This window comes from Jiangella endophytica (assembly GCF_003427025.1).
GTDB classification, from domain to species: domain Bacteria; phylum Actinomycetota; class Actinomycetes; order Jiangellales; family Jiangellaceae; genus Jiangella; species Jiangella endophytica.
Genome location: NZ_QVAI01000033.1, coordinates 21,842 through 39,171, shown reverse-complemented (window position 1 = coordinate 39,171; position 17,330 = coordinate 21,842). Strand labels below are relative to the sequence as shown.

Below are 17,330 nucleotides of genomic sequence, written 5' to 3'. Positions count from 1 at the left end.
AGAACGCCGAAACGGAACCGTCCTCGGACGGGCCCCACATCGGGTCTGATGCACGAGTAGGTGAGTGGGTCTCAGGCGGCGAGTGCGACCTAGTGGTGTTGATGGTCTCGTATTCGATGGGTGTGAGCCGGTCGACTACTCGTGCGAAGGCGGCGTGTGCGGCTCCTGCGTCATCGAAGCGGCGCAGGGGGAGATCGACCACCGCGACCGCTGCCTCTCCGACGACGAACGCGCGCGCGGGCTGCTCGCCACATGGGTGAGCCGTGGCCGGGGCGACATCGCCTTGCTCCTGTGATCCGCTCCGAGCACCGCCGCCCCTCACCAGTCAGACCGAGGCGTTCTTCTGCTAGACCGTTCGGCGCCGAGCATCCCCCGACGTTCGGTTGGGCCTACTTGCTGGCGATGCTCCACGTACCCTCGCCGTCCTCCGCGGTGCTGCCGAGGGCGGTCCACTCGACGTGGTCGATGCCGAGCGCCGCGCGGAGGTATGCGGAGATCGCGTCGGCGAGGAGTACGACGCGGGCGGGGTCCTCGTCGCTGGTCTCGGCGACCCGTTCGCCAGCGATGCCGCCCATGGTGTGCTCGGCCTCGGCGATGGTGAGCAGGCTCTTGGAGGCCGGGCTGAGGTGGAAGGCGTCGGTGAACCACTCCGGCCCTCGGGTGGAGAGCTGCGACTGGTCCTTTCCGCCCGCGATGACCAGGGCCGGGGTGGCCATGGTGGAGAAGTCCGGCTTCATGAACGGGAGGTTCTCGGCGGCGAACGGGGTGAGGGTGTCGCCGGTTCCGGTCGCGGCGATCAGCGCGCCGGCCGACACCGCGGAGTGGGAGAAGTCCTCGCCGGGAACGCCGTCGGCGTCGAATACGCGGGCACCGAGGATCGCGCCCGCGGTCTGGGCGCCCCAGGAGTGGCCGACCACGGCGGTGCGCTCATGGTCGACGCGGCTCTCCAGGCCGGCCTGGGCGAGGATGTCGCCGAGGTTATCGAGGATCGCGTGGAGATCGGCTATCCGCACGCGCCAGATGGTGGCGAAGCGCGGGTCGTCCCAGCCGATGGCGTTGCGGCGGGAGTCCAGGTGGGTGGGCTGCACCACGACGAATCCGGCGGCGGCCCACCGGTCGACGAGGGGCTCGTACCCGTCCAAGGACCACGCGTTGCCGTGGGAGAAGACGATCACGGGCAGGTTCTGACCCGACCGAGGAGCGGTGACTTTCACCTGCAGGTCGATGCCGCGGCCAGGTGCGGGAACGGGGATGGGCTTGACCGAGACGATCTGCTGGCCGAAGGGGAGGGAAGACATGGGAGACCTGCGCTTTCTCTGTGGAACGGCTCTGCCATAATTTGACGGAGCGCCGTTCCGCCAAATTTAGCGGAACATTGTTCCGCGATCAAAGGGAGGTCTCCGTGCCGGAGTCGGCCGGGGTACGCCAAGCACAGGCGCAGCGCACCCGCAGCGGCGTACTGGAGGCTGCCGCGGGGGTCTTCGTCGAGCAGGGCGTCCAGGCGCCTGTGCGTGACATCGCCGAACGCGCCGGCGTCGGCGTCGGCACGGTCTACCGGAACTTCCCGACCCGCGCGGACCTCGTCATCGCCGTCTATCGGCACCAGATCGACGCCTGCGCTGCTCTCGCGCCCCGGCTCCTTGGGGAGTCCGCCTCGCCGTTCACCGCACTGACCCTGTGGACGGATGCGTTCGTAGATTTCCTGGTGACCAAGCACGGCCTCGGCGCGGCGCTCGGGTCCGGAGATCCGGGGTTGGAGAACCTCCACGCCCTCATGCTCGACACCCTGGTCCCGGCCTGCGCGACGCTGCTGGACGCCTGCGCCGCCGACGACGAACTTCGCCCCGGTGTCACCGCCTACACGCTCATGCGCGCCATCGGAAACCTCTGCATCACTGGCCCCGACTACGATCAGGCCGACGCAAAGTGCATGGTCGCCCTCCTCCTCACGGGATGCCGCAACACGGCATGACTACGGACGGCGCCCGTGCCGCCCGCACCCGCTACGCCGGTCTCTGTCCACTGCGCAAAGTCGCAACGTGAGGCGGATGCTCTCGGGAGTCCCCGCACGATCACCCACGTCGAGCGGGGCGATGTGAACGGGAGACGCCTCGGGATGCGGATGCGGCGAGCCTGCGGTGGCGTGCGGCCGAGTGGGTCTGGTGAGAACGAAACGACGATGCACATGGACGATCCGCTGAACCCGGCGCCCCACGCACTCCCCTGGACCACGACACAGATTCGCGCATCGCCACCGCGGAGGTCGCGGCTCCCATCCGCACTCGCAGCTTGAACCCTGCAGGTCAGGCAGTTGGGTCCAACACAGCCTGCGGGGGGGACGTGGACAAGTCCCCCTCGGACAGTCATCTGGAACATCCTCCGCGTTTGGTCAGGTAGTCCCCTGACCGGGCGCGGAGTTGGTTCATCGCATCGCCGGCTCCAGGCGTCGCGGTCGACGGACGGCCGACACTCCGCTAACCTACAACCAAATGGTTGTAGAAGAGTTGTCCGACGAAGCCGTGGACCGGTTGTTCCACGCACTGGCCGACGCCACGCGGAGGGACATCCTGCGTCGTTGCGGCCGCGACGACCTGTCGGTGTCACGGCTGGCCGAGGCCTATCCCATGAGTTTCGCCGCGGTGCAGAAGCACGTGGCCGTGCTGGAGCGGGCCGGACTCGTCACGAAGGAGCGCCGCGGTCGCGAGCAGCTCGTCCACACCGACCCGGAAGCCGTCGAGAAGGCGCGACGAGCACTCGACGAACTCGCGGCGGCGTGGCTGGGCCGGATCGGCCGGATGGCCGCACTGCTCGAGCAGGCGCAGGAAGAGACCGAGGACCCATGACCGTCATCAGCGTCGACAAGGACTACGACGCCCTCACCGTCGTCATCGTCGCGGAGCTCGCCGCGCCGAGGGAACGGGTGTGGGAGCTGTGGGCCGACCCGCGGCAGCTGGAGCGCTGGTGGGGTCCGCCGACCCATCCCGCGAGCTTCGAGCGGAACGAGCTCGCCGCGGGCGCGGAGTCCGCCTACACGATGACCGGGCCGGACGGCCGGACGTCGCGAGGGTGGTGGCGGATCACCGTCGCCGACGCCCCGGCCAGGCTCGAGTTCGTCGACGGGTGGGCGACGCCGGATGGCACGCCGATCACCGACCCCGCCTCGACGACGACCGTCGAGGTGGAGCTGACCGAGCACGACGGCAGGACCCGCATGGTCGTCCGATCCACCTTCGACTCGCGGGATCAGCTCGACGAGCTGGACGGGCTCGGCGCGATCGAGATCTTCGCGGGCACCATCGGCCGGATGGACGCGCTGCTCACCTGACACACCAGTGCACCACGAACCGATATCGAAGGAACGGCGATCCCATCATGCGCAAGCTCAAGCTGCAGGTCCAGGTCACCGCCGACGGCTACATGGGCGGGCCGAACGGCGAGATGGACTGGACGACCTCCTCGTGGACCGACGACCTCACCGCCTACCTCGACGAGGTGCAACACGACGTCGACACGATCGTGCTGGGACGCAAGCTCGCCGAGGGATTCATCCCCGCATGGGCGTCGCGGCCGGAGGGCGAGACCGACGACACCATCGACTGGATGAACAACACGTCGAAGGTCGTCGCCTCGAACACACTGACCGAACCGCCCTGGGAGAACGCCGTCATCGCCCGCGGCGACGTGGCCGACAGCATCGGCAGGCTCAAGGCGCAGGACGGCGGTGAGATCATCACGTACGGCGGCAGCACGCTCGTCGCGGCGCTGATCGCGAACCAGCTGGTCGACGAGCTGAACCTGATCGTGAACCCGACCTCGATCGGCACCGGCCTGCCGGTCTTCCCGCGCGACGGCTACCAGCGCTTCGACCTGGCACATGCCCAGCGATTCGAGTGCGGCATGGCCGCGCTGCGCTACCAGCGAACCGGGGCTGACGCCTGATGCCGCAGCGACCGGTCGACGCTGTCGTATTCGACCTCGACGGGACCCTCGTCGACACTCTCGGCGCCCTGCCCCGGGTCTACGCGGCGGCGATACGTGAGATCGGCGGGCGCGAGGTCGCCGAGGACGAGATCGTCGCGACCTGGCACATGGGTCCCAGCCCGGTCCTGCTGGGCCACTTCCTCGAGGACGCGAGCCTGGTTCCCGCGGCGCTCGAGTGCTTCTACGACGAACTCGCCACCGCCATGGCCCGAGTCCGGCTCTTCCCCGGCATCGACGACCTGCTGACCGAGCTGCGAGCGTCGGGCGTGTCCGTCGGCGTCCTCACCAACGCAACACGACGCAACGCCGAGCACGTGATGCAGCGGGCCGGCCTCGACGCACGGATCGACGCGCTGACAACGGCTGACGAAGTGCCGTCCAAGCCCAGGCCCGACGGACTCCTCGACCTGTGCCGCCGGTTCGGCGTCTCGCCAGGGAACACCTTGATGGTCGGCGACAGCTGGACCGACCTCGAGGCGGCCGACGGCGCCGGAACCCGGTCGGTCCATGCCGCCTGGACCGAGCGCGGACGGTGCCGGCTGACCCGGCCGGCCCACCACGTCTGCGTAGCGCACCCGCAAGGCATGGCCGCGATCTTCCGTCCGTGACCCACCACTCGACCGCCTCGACGTCAGGGGACACACCATGGGGTTTCGCATCCTGCACCTGTCGGACACGCACGTCACCGCGTCGGGGTTCGACGAGTACGGGGTGAACACGATCTCCGCGCTCGAACGGATCCTCCACGACGCACGCCATGTGCAGGACATCGATCTCGTCCTGGTGACGGGCGACGTCGCCGACGACGGATCAGTGGAGGGCTGTCTCGGCGTGCGCGAACGCGTCGGCGCGTTCGCCGAGCGGCGGGCGGTCCCGCACGTCTACACCACCGGCAATCACGACGACCGCACCGCCTTCGCCGAGGTGTTCGGTTCCGGGCATCTCGATCACCGCGGCGACCAGTACGCCGACGCCAAGATCAACGGTCCGGAGTGCGCCGCCGTCAGCATGCGGGACGGTGTCCGCATCGTCACCCTCGACAGCCTGATCCCCGGGCAGACGCATGGCCGGCTCTCCACAGCGCAGTTGGAGTGGCTCGCCGGCCTGCTCGCCGAACCCGCTCCGGCAGGGACCGTCATCGCCTTGCACCATCCGCCGGTCCACGTCAGCACGTCGGCCTTCGTCGTCGCCGCCGGCCTGCACGACGCCGCCCAGCTCGGCGCCATCATCGCGGGCACAGATGTCATGGCAGTCCTCTGCGGTCACTACCACCTGCAGCTGTCCGGCAATCTCGCCGGCATCCCGGTGTGGGTGACGCCAGGGGTGGTCACCCGGATCGACCTCACCGCGCCCGGCCACCTCGTCCGCGGAGTCAAAGGTGCGAGCGCCACGGTCGTCGATCTCGGCGGTCCGTTCTCGCCGGCCTTCCATCTGCTCCACGCCCGCGACCCGCAGGCCGGGCAGGAGGTGTACCTGGTCGACACCTCGGACCTGCCGTGGATCCGCCGTGACTGACGGCGATCATCCGACACAGCGGCACCTGACCATCGCGGACAGCACCGGCGACGGCGCACAAGGCACCGGCTCGGGTCTGTTCATCGCCAAGGAGCTCGCCCGCGCTCACGACGGCGACGTCACCTACCAGCCGGGCACGCCCGACCGGCCGGCCGGCGCGCTCGTCCTCATGCGGGCGCCCAGTGTCCGCGTGCTCGATCTCGGCAGACCTGGACGGAGTGTCACCGGCGTCGTTTCGCCGATGCGCCGACGTGGAGCAGGTCGTTAGCGGACCGTAGGACCTCCGGCGCACTGAAGTCGGCCGCAGACGCAACGGCCGCTCCCTGTACGACGAAGCGGGTGGTCTTGCGTCGGCCTCGCCTGCCAGCGCCCCGGCCAGGATGCGCACGGCCAGCCGGCCGATCGCCTCCCTGGGCTGGCGCACGGTCGTCAGCGCCGGGGCGTGCAGCTCACCGGCCAGGATCCCGTCGAACCCGGTGACCCGACGTCGCCGGGCACCGCACACCCGGCGGTGCCCGGCGGCACCTCGACCCGAACTCGCGCAGTGGCGCGGCCGCCGCATGCCTCCGGCCAAGGTATTGCCAACCAGATTTGATCAACTATATTTGACCAAATTCTACCGAGGAGGCACGGCAATGAGTTCTCCCTCCCACCCGGGCTCCGTCTGGTTGCGAGGCGCCCGCATCGCGGCGGCCGCCCTCGCCGGCACCCTCGCGCTCTCGAGCTGCGGCGGCGACGACCAGCCCACCGAGCAGTCCGGCGGCAGCGGCGGCACGTCGGCCACGCTCGGCTTCAGCGGCTGGTCCATCGCCTATCTGCCGACCGCCATCGCCATCGATCGGCTCGCCGAACAGGGCTTCGAGGTCGAGGCCGTCGCGCTGGGCGGCAACCCCAACCAGCTGCAGGCGTTCGCTCAGGGCGAGGTCGACATCGCCGCCATCGCCCAGGTCATGGATCTGATGGACCAGGGGCTCCCGGCGAAGTTCTTCCTCGCCGGCAACACCAACGAGTTCGTGATGGTCTCGCGCGCCGAGTTTCCCGACTGCGAATCTCTCGACGGCAAGGTCGTCGGCATCCAGTCGGAGGCGTCCTTCGTCGGGCAGCTCGCCGTCCAGTGGTTCGCGAACGAGTGCCCCGCCGCTGCGCCCCAGATCACGGTGGTCGAGGGCAGCGAGAACCGGCTCGCCGCCCTCCTGCAGGGTCAGATGGACGCGAGTCCCATCGACCTGCAGGACTGGACCCTGCTCAACGCGGAACGCCCCGGAGAGTTCGTGATCGTCGAGGACTTCACCACGACGTTGCCGATCATGCGTGGCGCCTTCGCCGCCACGCCGGAGTGGCTGGAGGCCAATCCCGAACTCGCCACGGCCTGGGTGGCCACCCACCTCGAGGTCTACCGGGACGTGTACGCCGACCCGTCGATCCTCGTCGACAAGGCCGCGGAACTGTTGCCGGAGGTCGATCCTGACCTGCTCCCGGCAGTCGTCGATGCCTTCGTCTCGGCGGAGTCCTGGCCGGTCGACGGCGGCCTGGGCGAGGACGACGTCCAGTCCACCATCGACTTCTTCGACGCCGATGGCGAGGCATACACGTCGGTGACGCCCGAAGGCGCGGTGGATCTGACGTATCTCGACGCCGCAAACCAGGCTCAGGGCTGATGTCGGCGGCAACCCTGCCGAGTGCCGTGACGGAACGACGGTCGACCCGTATCCGGTCGCAAGCTCGCCCCGTCATCCTCCGCGTCGTCTCGCTCGCCGCGCTGCTGACGACCTGGCAACTCGCGGGCACGGAGACGGGCCTCGGGTTCCCGAGCTTCACCAGGACGCTGTCCACGTTGGGCGATCTCGTCACGACGCCGGCGTTCTGGACGGCGGTGTGGGGCACGAACCAGGCGCTGTTGCTCGGCTTCGCGCTGGCTCTCGCCGTAGCCGTGCCGCTCGCGATCGCCATGGGGCGCTCGCGCCTGGTCACTCTCACGGTCCGCCCCTACCTGAGCGTGCTCATCGCCGTCCCCGTCATCGCGTTCCTTCCGGTGATCCAGATCGTCTTCGGGCTGAGCCTCGCCGCCCGCGTCATCGTCGTCTTCCTCTTCGCGTTCGCGTACATCGCCGTCAACGGCGCCGTCGGCGTCAGGTCCACGGACCCGTCGCTCGTCGAGATGGCACGGAGCTTCGGCGCGAGCCGGCTCGCCGTGCTCCGCGAAGTCGTCCTGCCGGCTGCGGTGCCCGCGTTCATGACGGGCATCCGGGTGGGCCTCGGCCAGGCGCTCATCGGCATGGTGGTGGCCGAGCTCGCACTCGTCGGCGCCGGCATAGGAAGCCTGATCACCGATGCGCAAGGGCGGTTCGATGTCACCACGGTGCTGGCGATCACCCTGGTCATCGTCATCGAGGGAATCCTGCTGCTCACGATGGTCGGTGCCGTCGAGCGGCGCCTCTCCTCCTGGAACGGAGCTCGGACATGACCGAATTCGCCACTCCGGCCATCGCGATCGACGGCGTCGGCAAGGACTACCTCGACCCTCGCGGCGGCCCGCCGGTGCGCGCGCTCGACGGCGTCGACATCAGCATCGCGCCAGGTGAGTTCGTCAGCATCATCGGCCCGAGCGGGTGCGGCAAGACCACCCTGCTCAAGATGGTCGACGGGCTCATCGGCGTGGACCGCGGCGAGATCTCCGTCCTGGGACGGCGAGTCAGCGGGCCGGGCCCGGAACGAGCCGTCGTGTTCCAGAGCTTCGCGCTCCTGCCCTGGCTCACGGTCGAGGACAACGTGGCGTTCGGGCTCAAGCAGCGCGGTGTCGCGGCCCAGGAGCGTCGGCGCATCGCCCGCGAGCACCTGGAACGTGTCGGGCTCGGCGGCTTCGAGGACAAGCACCCGAGTCAACTCTCCGGCGGGATGCAGCAGCGGGTCGGTCTGGCCCGCGCCCTTGCCGTGAACCCGTCCGTCCTGCTCATGGACGAACCGTTCTCGGCGATCGACGCGCAGACGCGGCTGCTGCTGCAGAGCGACCTTCTCCGCATCTGGGCCGACACCGACATGACCGTGCTGTTCGTCACGCATGCGATGGACGAGGCGGTGTTCCTGTCCGATCGGGTCGTCATCATGGAGCCTCGCCCTGGCCGGGTACGCGAGGTGCTGCCCATCGACCTGCCCAGGCCCCGCACCGAGGAGATCCGCTCGACGGCCCGGTTCGCCGAACTCACCAGCGCGGTCTGGGACCGGCTTCGGGGCATGATCGCGAACGAGGACGCCGCATGAGCCTCACGACCACTCGTCCCGTTCGCCGGCTCGGCACGCGGTTCCTGGGCGTCGTCCCGTTCCTGGTGTCGCTCACGGTGGTCCTGGTCGTCCTGGAACTCGTCGGCCGGACCGGGGCCTTCATCGCGGTTCCCCCGGTGACCGATGTCGCGGCGCGCTTCGGTGAACTCCTGACCAACGGCACTCTGATCGAGCCGCTGCGCACCAGCCTCACGACGCTGGGCATCGGGCTCGCGATCTCGATCGGGGCCGGCACCGTCATCGGGCTGGCCATGGGGCTGTCGCCCACCGTCGACGCCCTGCTCGACCTCTATGTGAAGGCCGGGATGTCGGCCCCGATCATCGCGTTCGTGCCTCTGCTCATGCTGCTGTTCGGCATCGGACCGGAGACACGGATCGCGACGGTCGTGTTGTTCTCCATCTGGGTGGTCATCGTCAACACCAGCAGCGGCATCCGCCGGGCCGATCCGGCGCGGCTGGAGATGGCACGGTCGTTCGGCACGACCCGCTGGGGAGTGCTTCGGCAGATCCGCATCGTCGAGGCGACGCCGTATCTGCTGGAGGGCGTCCGGCTGGGGGTCGCGCGTGGTGTCAAGGGCCTCATCAACGGCGAGGTCCTCATCGCCATCGTCGGCCTCGGCGGGCTGGTGAAGACCTACGGCACCGCGTTCAGTATGGATCAGCTCTACGCCGTCATCCTGTTCATCGTGCTGCTCGCGCTCCTTGCTGTCGGCACGGCGAGCGCGATAGGGCCACTGATCCTGCGACACAATCGAGAGGGCTGACGATGGAGCACCGCACGATGTCAGAAGCAGCCGCCGCGCACATCCACGAGATGATCATCACCGGCGAGCTCGAGCCCGGACAGCCCATCCGCCTCATCGACCTCGCGCAGCGACTCGGAACCAGCCCGATGCCGATTCGCGAAGGGCTGCGCAAGCTCGAGAGTCTCGGGATCGTCGAGATCATCGCGCATCGCGGGGCGTGGGTGCGTGAACTCGACCTCGACGACTTCCGCGACACCACCGCGACACGCCTGACCCTCGAGACCATCGCGGTGCGCCAAGCCGCGCAGCGCTTCGACGACGTCGCAGCGGCGGCCAGCCGCACCGCTCTCGACCAACTCGTCGCTGCCGTCGAGGCGGGCGATGCCGTCGGCGCCCGCGCAGCGCACACCGAGTTCCACTTCGCGATCTATGGCGCATGCGGGTCACGCTGGCTGCCGCGCGCCATCGAGCCCGTCTGGCGCAACAGCGAGCGCTACCGATTCGGCACTCACTTCACCGCAGAGCACCTCGAGCGGACGCGGCGCGAACACGAACGCATCCTCCAGGCCTGCATCGCGCACGACGAAGAGACCGCTGCCAGCGCGTTCACCGAGCATCTGACAACCGCCGCCGAACGCATCGAGTCGGGCATGCTCGCCCGGCAGGGCCGACGCCCGAGCGGCGCCTCGGCACCATGACCGAACCGGAGATCCCTCTGACCCGCTACCTTCCGCTCACTGACTTGGTCGACGCCGTGAGCGAGCTCTTCTCGGCCGCCGGACTCAGCACGGCGGCCGCCCACGACGTCGCCACCAGCCTGGTGGACTCCGACGCCCGAGGCATCGCCTCGCACGGCGTCATGCTCACGCCGATGTACCTCGCGCGCCTACGCGCCGGCTCGGTCTCGACCGCGACCCGCGCCCGGGTGGTCCGCGACGAGCAGGCGGTCGCCGTGCTCGACGCGGAGCGGATGCTGGGGCAGTTGAGCGCCAGACAGGGCATGGACCTCGCCGTCACGAAAGCCGCGGGCTTCGGTGTCGGCGTCGTCACGGTCCACGACGCATTCCACTTCGGCGCGGCCGGCGCGTACGCACGGCGCGCGGCCGACGCCGGCTTCATCGGGATCGCGATGGCCAACACCCGCCCGCTGATGCCTGCTCCCGGCGGCGCGGAGCCCGTCGTCGGCAACAATCCGCTCGCGTTCGCGGCACCAACGGCCGGTGCGCCCGTCGTCGTCGACCTCGCCCTGTCAGAAGTCGCCCTCGGACGGATCCGCAACGCCGAGGCCGAGGGCACGGCGATCCCGCCCACCTGGGCCACCGACCACGAGGGCCGGCCCACCACGGACCCGGCCGCGGCGATCAAGGGAATGCTGCTGCCCACCGGCGGACGCAAAGGCTTCGGCCTCGCCCTCATGGTCGAGCTGCTGACCGGGGCCCTCTCCGGCGGTGCGATCACCACCGACGTGGCCGGCCTCTACCATGACGTCACCGCACCCAACGGGTCGTCGCACACGTTCATCGCGCTCGATCCCAGCCGGTTTCCGGGCGCGACCGAGTTCCGCCGGGGATCGACCCTCCTCGCCGATCGTGTTCGGTCGAGTACCCGCGCGCCAGGATCCGCCCCGGTCCGGCTGCCCGGCGATGGAAGTTCCGAGGCGGCCCGCCGCAGCGCTGAGATCGGTGTGCCGGTCTCACCGGCGACGCTCCGTGCCCTCGCCGCCGCCGCGGAGGAGTTCGGGACCGCCTCCACCGTGTTCCAGGAAGGAGACAGCCATGTCCGATGACCAGAGGCCCGCGGACGAGAACCTGTCCGCACCGGCGGCCTACTCCGGTGCCGCCGGCGACAGCGGACGCGTCGGCGATCCCGTCGCCGACGCGTCCGGAGTCGCGCTCGCGCGTTTCCGCGAGATCATGCTGCAGGTCGACGACCTCGACTGGATCGACAAGACGCTCGCCGGCCTCTCGCAGAAGATGCTCTGGCGCAACGACCGGACCGGAGCGTCGATCGCACTCGTCCGGTTCGCCGCCGGCAGCGGAATCCCGTCACGGCATGCGCACGCGTCGAACCAGTTCATGTTCTGCCTCGAGGGCCGTTACAGCTATCTCCCGTCCGGCATCACCCTCGAGAAGGGCTCGTTCTACTGGAACCCGGAAGGCAGCGCCCACGGGCCGACGCTCGCGCACGAGGACACCGTGCTGCTCGAGGTCTACGACGGCCCGCACTACCCGACGCAGCCCGAGTGGTACTCCTCCCCCGACGACGCAAACTGACCCGGAGAGCGATATGACGACATCGACAAGTCAGACGATCGTGTCCGGCGAGCTGGCGCCCCCCAACGGGCATTTCGCGCAGGCGGTGCTGGTCACCGCCCCGGCGAAGCTGCTGTTCATCTCCGGAATGACGGCCCGGACCGCCGACGGCGGGATCGCCGGGGTCGGCGACATCACGGAGCAGACGCACCAGGTGTGCCGTAACCTGCGCGCGGCCGTCACTGCCGCGGGCGGGACGCTGGACGACCTCGTGCGCCTCGACGTGTACGTACGCGACATCGGAGCCTTCGAGGCCATCCACGCCGTACGCCGCCAGTACTTCACCGCGGATCCACCGGCATCGACGATGGTGGAGGTGTCGGGCTTCGTGAAGCCCGAATACCTCATCGAGATCAACGCGATCGCGGCGGTCGGCAACTGATGCGGCTGGCACGCGTAGAGCTGGCCGACCGTCCACGGCTCGCCTCCGTCGCAGCAGACGGTGCTCTCGAGGTCCTGCCCGAGGAACTCGGCGACGTCGACGACTACGTCCGCGGCGACGACGAGCACCGGGCACGGATCGCGGCGGCAGTGGGTTCGGGAATGCCCCATCCGGCCGGTTCGCTGCCGCTGCTCGCACCACTCGCCCGCTTCCGCCGCGACATCCTGTGCACCGGCTGGAACTACTGGGATCACTTCGAGGAGTCCCGCGGCAAACGGGAGGGCCAGGACCCGCTCGCGCCGCCCGAGCACCCGACGTTCTTCACCAAGGGCCCCGACACGGTGATCGGGCCTTACGACGACATCGCCTTCGACCCGGAGCTCTCGACGAAGTGGGACTACGAGGCAGAGATCGTCGTCGTGATCGGTCAGGACGGCCGATCCATCGACGAAGCAGCCGCCTGGCAGCACATCGTGGGGTTCTGTCTGGCCAACGACGTGAGCCAGCGCGACCTGCAACGCGCGCACGGAGGCCAGTGGCTGAAGGGCAAGTCGATCGACCGCACCATGCCGCTGGGCCCGTGGCTCACGACCGTGGACGAGATCGACGAGGTCGACGCCCTCCCGATCGCGTGCGACCTCGACGGCCGGCGGATGCAGGAGGCGACGGTCGCTCAGATGGCCTTCACGATTCCGCGCCTGATCGCCGAGCTGAGCCGGGGAATGACGCTGCGGGCCGGGGATGTCCTGCTCACCGGTACGCCGGCCGGCATCGGCAACGCCCGCGAACCCCAGGTGTTCCTGGCCGACGGCAACGAGATCACGACGCTGGGCGGCCCGCTCGGCGAGCTCCGCAACCGCGTGGCGAGGACGACGCTGTGAGCCTGCCGGTGATCGACGCCCACACCCACCTCGCCCCGATGCTGCCCGACGACGTGCCGGCCCCGGCGGTGCCCGCCGCACTGCACGATCCTGACGCGCTCACGTCCCACCTGGCCGTGAACGCACTCGACGCCGCGATCGTGTCGATCCCTCCCCCGTACTTCCGGCAGGGCCAGGACGAAACGGCGTCCGCGGCCTGGGTCTCGACGGTCAACGACGGCCTGCTCCGGCGCGTCGCCGAGCACGCCGCCCTGCGCCCACTCGCGTACCTGCCGCTGGATCAGCCTGCGGTGGCGCTCGCGGAATGGGAGCGCCGACGCACCGACCCACGCTGGGTCGGTGCGTCGGCGTCGGCCGGCGGCCGGTCGGCCAGCCTGGCCGACCCCGCTCTCGAACCGCTATGGAGACGGCTCGCCGACGATGGCGCCGCCATGCTGCTGCACCCCGGAGACTCCGCCGATCCACGCCTGCGCGAGTACTACCTCGCCAACCTCCTCGGAAACCCGGTCGAGACAGCGGTCGCCGCGGCACAGCTCGTGTTCGGCGGGGTCCTCACCCGCCTGCCAGACCTGCGGATCCTGCTCGTCCACTGCGGCGGCGCCGTGCCGGCACTCGCGGGCCGGTGGCAACGCGGACACGACACCAACCGGCCGGGCCTGGATCCCGCGGCCGAGGCGCCCAGCGCGGCACTGAGACGACTCGCCACCGACACGCTCTCGCACGATCCGCGCGTCGTCGAACTGGCCGCGGCGGTCTTCGGCCCAGACCAGCTCACCCTCGGCAGCGACTGGCCATTCCCCATGGGAACCCCGGACCCCCGAGCGGTTCTCGCCAACCTGCCGGCCACGCTACGCGCACGCATCGAACACGGGGCGGCACGCGTCTTCGACCACCGTCTGTGACTCGCACCTGCCGGCGAGAATCAGTCTGTCGCCATCACCGGGAACACCGACGACATCTCCGTGTTCATCGGCCAGCCGGCCAGGACACATCACGTGCCCGTCGTCCTTGGCGGCGGCGGACGCGATGCCGCGATATCGCAGAGGAGGGCGGCGCCACGAGCCGCGCACCCGGTCGCTCCCACGAAAATCACCTGCCGCGGGTCTGGGTGACGCCACTGTGGATGCTCACCTGGGCTGGGATGTCGTCCCAGATGGAGCTGATGGTGGTGACACGGCGTTCGTCGAGCGCCCAAGGCAGCAGCGCAGCCGCAGCAGGCTCGTTGGGGAGTGTGCCGACCCAGGTCACCCGGCCGGCGCCGATCGCGTGAGGTGATCGCCGCGACGTCCCGGAGGAATTGGATGGTCGTAGGTGGCGAGCGTGTCGACGTCGTCGGCTTCGACGTCGTGTACTCCTGGTAGCAGAGTCCCAGCGCTTCGCGAAGCAGACACGCTCTAGCTCCCGGCTCGGCCGCCCGGCACTCGCTCGACCCGGGTCCAGCCCTTCCAGCCGCGCTCCTCCAGGAGAGTGAGCAGGAGCTCGGCGATCGGCGAGGACTCCAGGAACGTCGCGTCCAGCAGGTCGACGAACCGGTCGTCGAGGCCGTCGTCGCCCACCTCGCCGGCCTCGACGGCGCGGGTCACCATGCGATCCAGGAGGTCGGCGATCTCGACGACCCGGGGATCGTCGACCGTCCAGTCGACCACCCCGGTGAGGTAGCTGTAGAGCTTCACCATGTCGGAGTCGTCCAGGTCCTCGTGCTTCTTGGCGATGACGGCGTCGATCAGGTGCGGCACCTGAGCGGCGACCATGATCCAGGCATCCCGCTCCATCTCGATGTACTGCTCCTCGACGCCGAGACCCCGCACGCGGTCGAGGTAGTCCACGACGCTCTGCGGGAGCGCCAGGTGGTCCCCGGCGGCCAGCCGGGCGAGCCGTCTGCGGGTGCCCTGCAGCCGCCGGATCTCGGCGCGCAGCTCCTTGTCGATCTCCTCCACGCCGGCGGCGAACTCGTCCGGGCCGGCGTCGAGGAGCTCCTGCACCCTGGCCAGCGGCACGCCGGCCGCTGCCAGGGTGTGGATGCGGATCAGCCGCACGACCGCGGCGGCGTCGTAGACCCGGTAGCCGGAGTGGTCGCGCTCGGGCTCCGGTAGCAGCCCGATCCGGTGGTAGTGGCGCACCGCCCGCACCGTCACCCCCGCGTACGCCGCGAGCCGGCTGATGGTGAGCATGGCCCCAGCCTGCCTCAGGCGACCTTCCGCCGGTAGGCGGCCATCGCGAAGCCGTACGCCACGACGAGAATGCCCACGCACCAGCCCAGCGCGATCCAGACGTCGCCGGCCGGTTGCTGGGCGAACAGGTCGCGGATCGTGTTGACGATCGACGTCACCGGCTGGTTCTCGGCGAACCACCGCACCGGGCCGGGCATGGTGTCGGTGGGCACGAACGCCGAGCTGAGGAACGGCAGGAAGATCAGCGGGTAGGAGAACGCGCTCGCGCCCTCGATCGACGTCGCCGAGAGGCCGGGGATGACCGCGATCCAGGTCAGCGCGAGCGTGAACAGCACCAGGACGCCGGCGACCCCGAGCCACGCCGTCACCCCGGCGCTCGAGCGGAAGCCCATGAGCAGGGCGACGCCCACGACGATCACGAGCGAGATGAGGTTCGCGACCAGCGAGGTCAGGACGTGCGCCCACAGCACGCCGGAGCGGGCGATCGGCATCGACTGGAATCGCTCGAAGATGCCGCCCTTCATGTCCGTGAACAGCCGGAACGCGGTGTACGAGATGCCGGAGGCGACCGTGATGAGCAGGATGCCGGGCAGCATGTACGTCACGTAGGAGCCCGTGCCGGTCTCGATCGCGCCGCCGAACACGTAGACGAACAGCAGCATCATGGCGATCGGCATGATCGCGGTGGTGATGATCGTGTCGAGGCTGCGGGTGACGTGACGCAGAGTCCGTCCGGTGAGGACGGCCGTGTCGGCAAAGAAGTACGTGCTCATCTCTGCTCCTCGTGGTTCGTGCCGATGATCGTGAGGAAGATCTCCTCCAGGGTCGGCTGCTTCTCGACGTACTCGGCCCTGGCGCGCGGGAGGAGCTTCTTGAGCTCGTCGAGGGTGCCGTTCGCGATGATGCGGCCCTGGTGGAGGATCGCGATCCGGTCGGCGAGTCGCTCGGCCTCGTCCAGGTACTGCGTCGTGAGCAGGACCGTCGTGCCACGCCCGGCCAGCTGCTCGACCGTCTGCCACACCTCGAGGCGGCCCTCGGGGTCGAGCCCGGTGGTGGGCTCGTCCAGGAAGATCACCGGCGGGTTCCCGATGAGGCTCATCGCGATGTCCAGCCGGCGGCGCATCCCACCCGAGTAGGTCGCCACCTTCCGCGTCGCCGCCTCGGCCAGCCCGAAGCGGTCGAGCAGGTCGTCCGCGAGCGCGCCCGGGTCGTCGAGGTGCCGCAGCCGGGCGACGAGCACGAGGTTCTCCCGTCCGGTGAGGATCTCGTCGACGGCCGCGAACTGTCCGGTAAGGCTGAAGGACTCTCGCACCCGCTCCGGTTCCGTCGCGACGTCGAAGCCATTGACGCCGGCCGTCCCCGCGTCGGCCTTGAGCAGTGTGGCGAGGATCCGCACGACCGTGGTCTTGCCCGCCCCGTTCGATCCGAGCAGGGCGAAGACGCTGCCCGGTGCCACGTCGAAGTCGACGCCGCGCAACACGTCGAGCTTCTCGTAGGACTTCTTCAGACCTCGCACGCGAATGGTCGATTCGATCTCCATGGGACCACCTCCTTCTCTGCTTCCGTGGTGCCGGGAGCCAGGATGGAGGGTTGACCCGACGTCAAGGTCAAGCCGGCGTGCTCGCCGGCGGCCGATCTCTGGGACCCTGACCGCGCCGGCGTACGCGAGCGGTCCCCGCCGCCCGCACCATGAGAACGATCTCGGCGCTACTTCGCTGCCGCTCGTTGCCGCTACCTGCAGGTCCGATCTGCGGGTCCCTGTTGGTCTGCGGGTGCGGGCCCGGCAGCGGTTCCAGCCCGGACAGCGGGTAGGCACTGAGCCTGAGGCGTCGGGTGCTGCGCGCCCGTCGGCCTCCGTGCAGTCGCCGATGCACGGCCTCGAACAGCTCGTCGTCGACGATCGGCTCGTGCATCCGCTTCTCCTCCGGCACCATCCAGGTCTCGGGAGCGCGCGACCGCAACCGCGTGACACAGCCGGCTGCGACGTCCGTCGGATCGATGAGGGTCTCGTACCCCTCCTGTGTGATGCGGACCGTGGCGCTGCCGCGGCTCCTCGCCGGCTC

At 69.6% G+C, this 17,330-nt stretch carries 23 protein-coding genes and 1 pseudogene; 18 read left to right on the top strand and 6 right to left on the bottom strand.

Features of this window, described 5'->3' with window-relative positions; genetic code table 11:
* Window positions 1-64 precede the first annotated feature (64 nt).
* Window positions 65-295 (top strand): 2Fe-2S iron-sulfur cluster-binding protein, encoded by a 231-nt coding sequence (locus DZA62_RS36625; RefSeq protein WP_116953431.1) that lies wholly within the window; start codon window positions 65-67, stop codon window positions 293-295.
* A 94-nt stretch (window positions 296-389) separates the two neighbouring features.
* Here the strand turns inward: DZA62_RS36625 and DZA62_RS34060 are convergent, their stop codons facing one another.
* Window positions 390-1,298, bottom strand: a complete 909-nt coding sequence (locus tag DZA62_RS34060; protein ID WP_116953430.1) for an alpha/beta hydrolase family protein — start codon at window positions 1,296-1,298, stop codon at window positions 390-392.
* A gap of 104 nt (window positions 1,299-1,402) precedes the next feature.
* Here DZA62_RS34060 and DZA62_RS34055 point away from each other — a divergent pair, with 104 nt between their 5' ends.
* The 7 genes from DZA62_RS34055 to DZA62_RS36620 all read left to right on the top strand — a co-directional run bounded on the left by DZA62_RS34055 (window position 1,403) and on the right by DZA62_RS36620 (window position 5,764).
* A complete protein-coding gene (locus tag DZA62_RS34055; RefSeq protein ID WP_116953434.1) occupies window positions 1,403-1,972 on the top strand; it encodes a TetR/AcrR family transcriptional regulator in 570 nt (189 codons plus the stop codon).
* A 517-nt stretch (window positions 1,973-2,489) separates the two neighbouring features.
* The gene (locus tag DZA62_RS34050; protein WP_116953429.1) at window positions 2,490-2,843 is read left to right on the top strand and encodes an ArsR/SmtB family transcription factor; all 354 of its coding nucleotides are present in this window, start codon (window positions 2,490-2,492) and stop codon (window positions 2,841-2,843) included.
* Complete coding sequence (locus DZA62_RS34045; protein WP_116953428.1) at window positions 2,840-3,325, top strand: SRPBCC family protein; 486 nt, start codon at window positions 2,840-2,842, stop codon at window positions 3,323-3,325. Before DZA62_RS34050 ends, DZA62_RS34045 begins: the two co-directional genes overlap by 4 nt.
* Before the next feature lie 47 nt (window positions 3,326-3,372).
* A complete protein-coding gene (locus DZA62_RS34040) occupies window positions 3,373-3,939 on the top strand; it encodes a dihydrofolate reductase family protein (RefSeq protein WP_116953427.1) in 567 nt (188 codons plus the stop codon).
* Window positions 3,939-4,589: an HAD family hydrolase gene (locus DZA62_RS34035; protein ID WP_116953426.1), complete on the top strand. Its 651-nt coding sequence runs from the start codon at window positions 3,939-3,941 to the stop codon at window positions 4,587-4,589. The genes DZA62_RS34040 and DZA62_RS34035 overlap by 1 nt, the downstream gene beginning before the upstream one ends.
* A gap of 37 nt (window positions 4,590-4,626) precedes the next feature.
* The gene (locus DZA62_RS34030; RefSeq protein ID WP_116953425.1) at window positions 4,627-5,496 is read left to right on the top strand and encodes a metallophosphoesterase family protein; all 870 of its coding nucleotides are present in this window, start codon (window positions 4,627-4,629) and stop codon (window positions 5,494-5,496) included.
* On the top strand, window positions 5,489-5,764 hold the full coding sequence (locus DZA62_RS36620; protein ID WP_116953424.1) for an ATP-binding protein: 276 nt from the start codon (window positions 5,489-5,491) through the stop codon (window positions 5,762-5,764). The genes DZA62_RS34030 and DZA62_RS36620 overlap by 8 nt, the downstream gene beginning before the upstream one ends.
* A gap of 132 nt (window positions 5,765-5,896) precedes the next feature.
* Here the strand turns inward: DZA62_RS36620 and DZA62_RS37760 are convergent.
* Window positions 5,897-6,058: pseudogene (locus tag DZA62_RS37760) on the bottom strand (hypothetical protein); the annotation flags it as partial.
* Between DZA62_RS37760 and DZA62_RS34015 the strand changes: the two are divergent.
* The 10 genes from DZA62_RS34015 to DZA62_RS33970 are packed head-to-tail and all read left to right on the top strand — an operon-like array spanning window position 6,057 to window position 13,998.
* Entirely contained in the window at window positions 6,057-7,154 is a 1,098-nt protein-coding gene (locus DZA62_RS34015; RefSeq protein WP_116953423.1) for an ABC transporter substrate-binding protein, read from the top strand. The pseudogene DZA62_RS37760 and the gene DZA62_RS34015 overlap by 2 nt on opposite strands.
* Entirely contained in the window at window positions 7,154-7,960 is an 807-nt protein-coding gene (locus DZA62_RS34010) for an ABC transporter permease (protein WP_116953422.1), read from the top strand. The genes DZA62_RS34015 and DZA62_RS34010 overlap by 1 nt, the downstream gene beginning before the upstream one ends.
* Window positions 7,957-8,754, top strand: a complete 798-nt coding sequence (locus DZA62_RS34005) for an ABC transporter ATP-binding protein (RefSeq protein ID WP_116953421.1) — start codon at window positions 7,957-7,959, stop codon at window positions 8,752-8,754. The genes DZA62_RS34010 and DZA62_RS34005 overlap by 4 nt, the downstream gene beginning before the upstream one ends.
* A complete protein-coding gene (locus tag DZA62_RS34000; protein WP_116953420.1) occupies window positions 8,751-9,539 on the top strand; it encodes an ABC transporter permease in 789 nt (262 codons plus the stop codon). Before DZA62_RS34005 ends, DZA62_RS34000 begins: the two co-directional genes overlap by 4 nt.
* A 2-nt stretch (window positions 9,540-9,541) precedes the next feature.
* On the top strand, window positions 9,542-10,219 hold the full coding sequence (locus DZA62_RS33995; RefSeq protein ID WP_116953419.1) for a GntR family transcriptional regulator: 678 nt from the start codon (window positions 9,542-9,544) through the stop codon (window positions 10,217-10,219).
* Window positions 10,216-11,307 (top strand): Ldh family oxidoreductase, encoded by a 1,092-nt coding sequence (locus DZA62_RS33990; protein WP_116953418.1) that lies wholly within the window; start codon window positions 10,216-10,218, stop codon window positions 11,305-11,307. Before DZA62_RS33995 ends, DZA62_RS33990 begins: the two co-directional genes overlap by 4 nt.
* On the top strand, window positions 11,297-11,794 hold the full coding sequence (locus DZA62_RS33985; RefSeq protein WP_116953417.1) for a cupin domain-containing protein: 498 nt from the start codon (window positions 11,297-11,299) through the stop codon (window positions 11,792-11,794). The genes DZA62_RS33990 and DZA62_RS33985 overlap by 11 nt, the downstream gene beginning before the upstream one ends.
* Window positions 11,795-11,834: 40 nt before the next feature.
* Window positions 11,835-12,215 carry a RidA family protein gene (locus DZA62_RS33980; protein WP_198664499.1) on the top strand — a complete coding sequence of 127 codons (381 nt, stop codon included), beginning with the start codon at window positions 11,835-11,837 and terminating at the stop codon, window positions 12,213-12,215.
* Window positions 12,215-13,096 carry a fumarylacetoacetate hydrolase family protein gene (locus tag DZA62_RS33975; RefSeq protein ID WP_116953415.1) on the top strand — a complete coding sequence of 294 codons (882 nt, stop codon included), beginning with the start codon at window positions 12,215-12,217 and terminating at the stop codon, window positions 13,094-13,096. The genes DZA62_RS33980 and DZA62_RS33975 overlap by 1 nt, the downstream gene beginning before the upstream one ends.
* On the top strand, window positions 13,093-13,998 hold the full coding sequence (locus tag DZA62_RS33970) for an amidohydrolase family protein (RefSeq protein WP_198664498.1): 906 nt from the start codon (window positions 13,093-13,095) through the stop codon (window positions 13,996-13,998). The genes DZA62_RS33975 and DZA62_RS33970 overlap by 4 nt, the downstream gene beginning before the upstream one ends.
* A gap of 492 nt (window positions 13,999-14,490) precedes the next feature.
* On the opposite strand, the gene DZA62_RS33965 is transcribed toward DZA62_RS33970, so the two are convergent.
* The 4 genes from DZA62_RS33965 to DZA62_RS36140 form a co-directional block, all read right to left on the bottom strand.
* Window positions 14,491-15,267: a MerR family transcriptional regulator gene (locus tag DZA62_RS33965; protein WP_116953414.1), complete on the bottom strand. Its 777-nt coding sequence runs from the start codon at window positions 15,265-15,267 to the stop codon at window positions 14,491-14,493.
* A 14-nt stretch (window positions 15,268-15,281) separates the two neighbouring features.
* Window positions 15,282-16,040, bottom strand: coding sequence for an ABC transporter permease (locus DZA62_RS33960; RefSeq protein ID WP_116953413.1), 759 nt, complete (start codon window positions 16,038-16,040; stop codon window positions 15,282-15,284).
* Window positions 16,037-16,807 carry an ABC transporter ATP-binding protein gene (locus tag DZA62_RS33955; RefSeq protein WP_116953412.1) on the bottom strand — a complete coding sequence of 257 codons (771 nt, stop codon included), beginning with the start codon at window positions 16,805-16,807 and terminating at the stop codon, window positions 16,037-16,039. The genes DZA62_RS33960 and DZA62_RS33955 overlap by 4 nt, the downstream gene beginning before the upstream one ends.
* Window positions 16,808-16,874: 67 nt before the next feature.
* Window positions 16,875-17,180: a hypothetical protein gene (locus tag DZA62_RS36140; protein ID WP_157988092.1), complete on the bottom strand. Its 306-nt coding sequence runs from the start codon at window positions 17,178-17,180 to the stop codon at window positions 16,875-16,877.
* Window positions 17,181-17,330 lie beyond the last annotated feature (150 nt).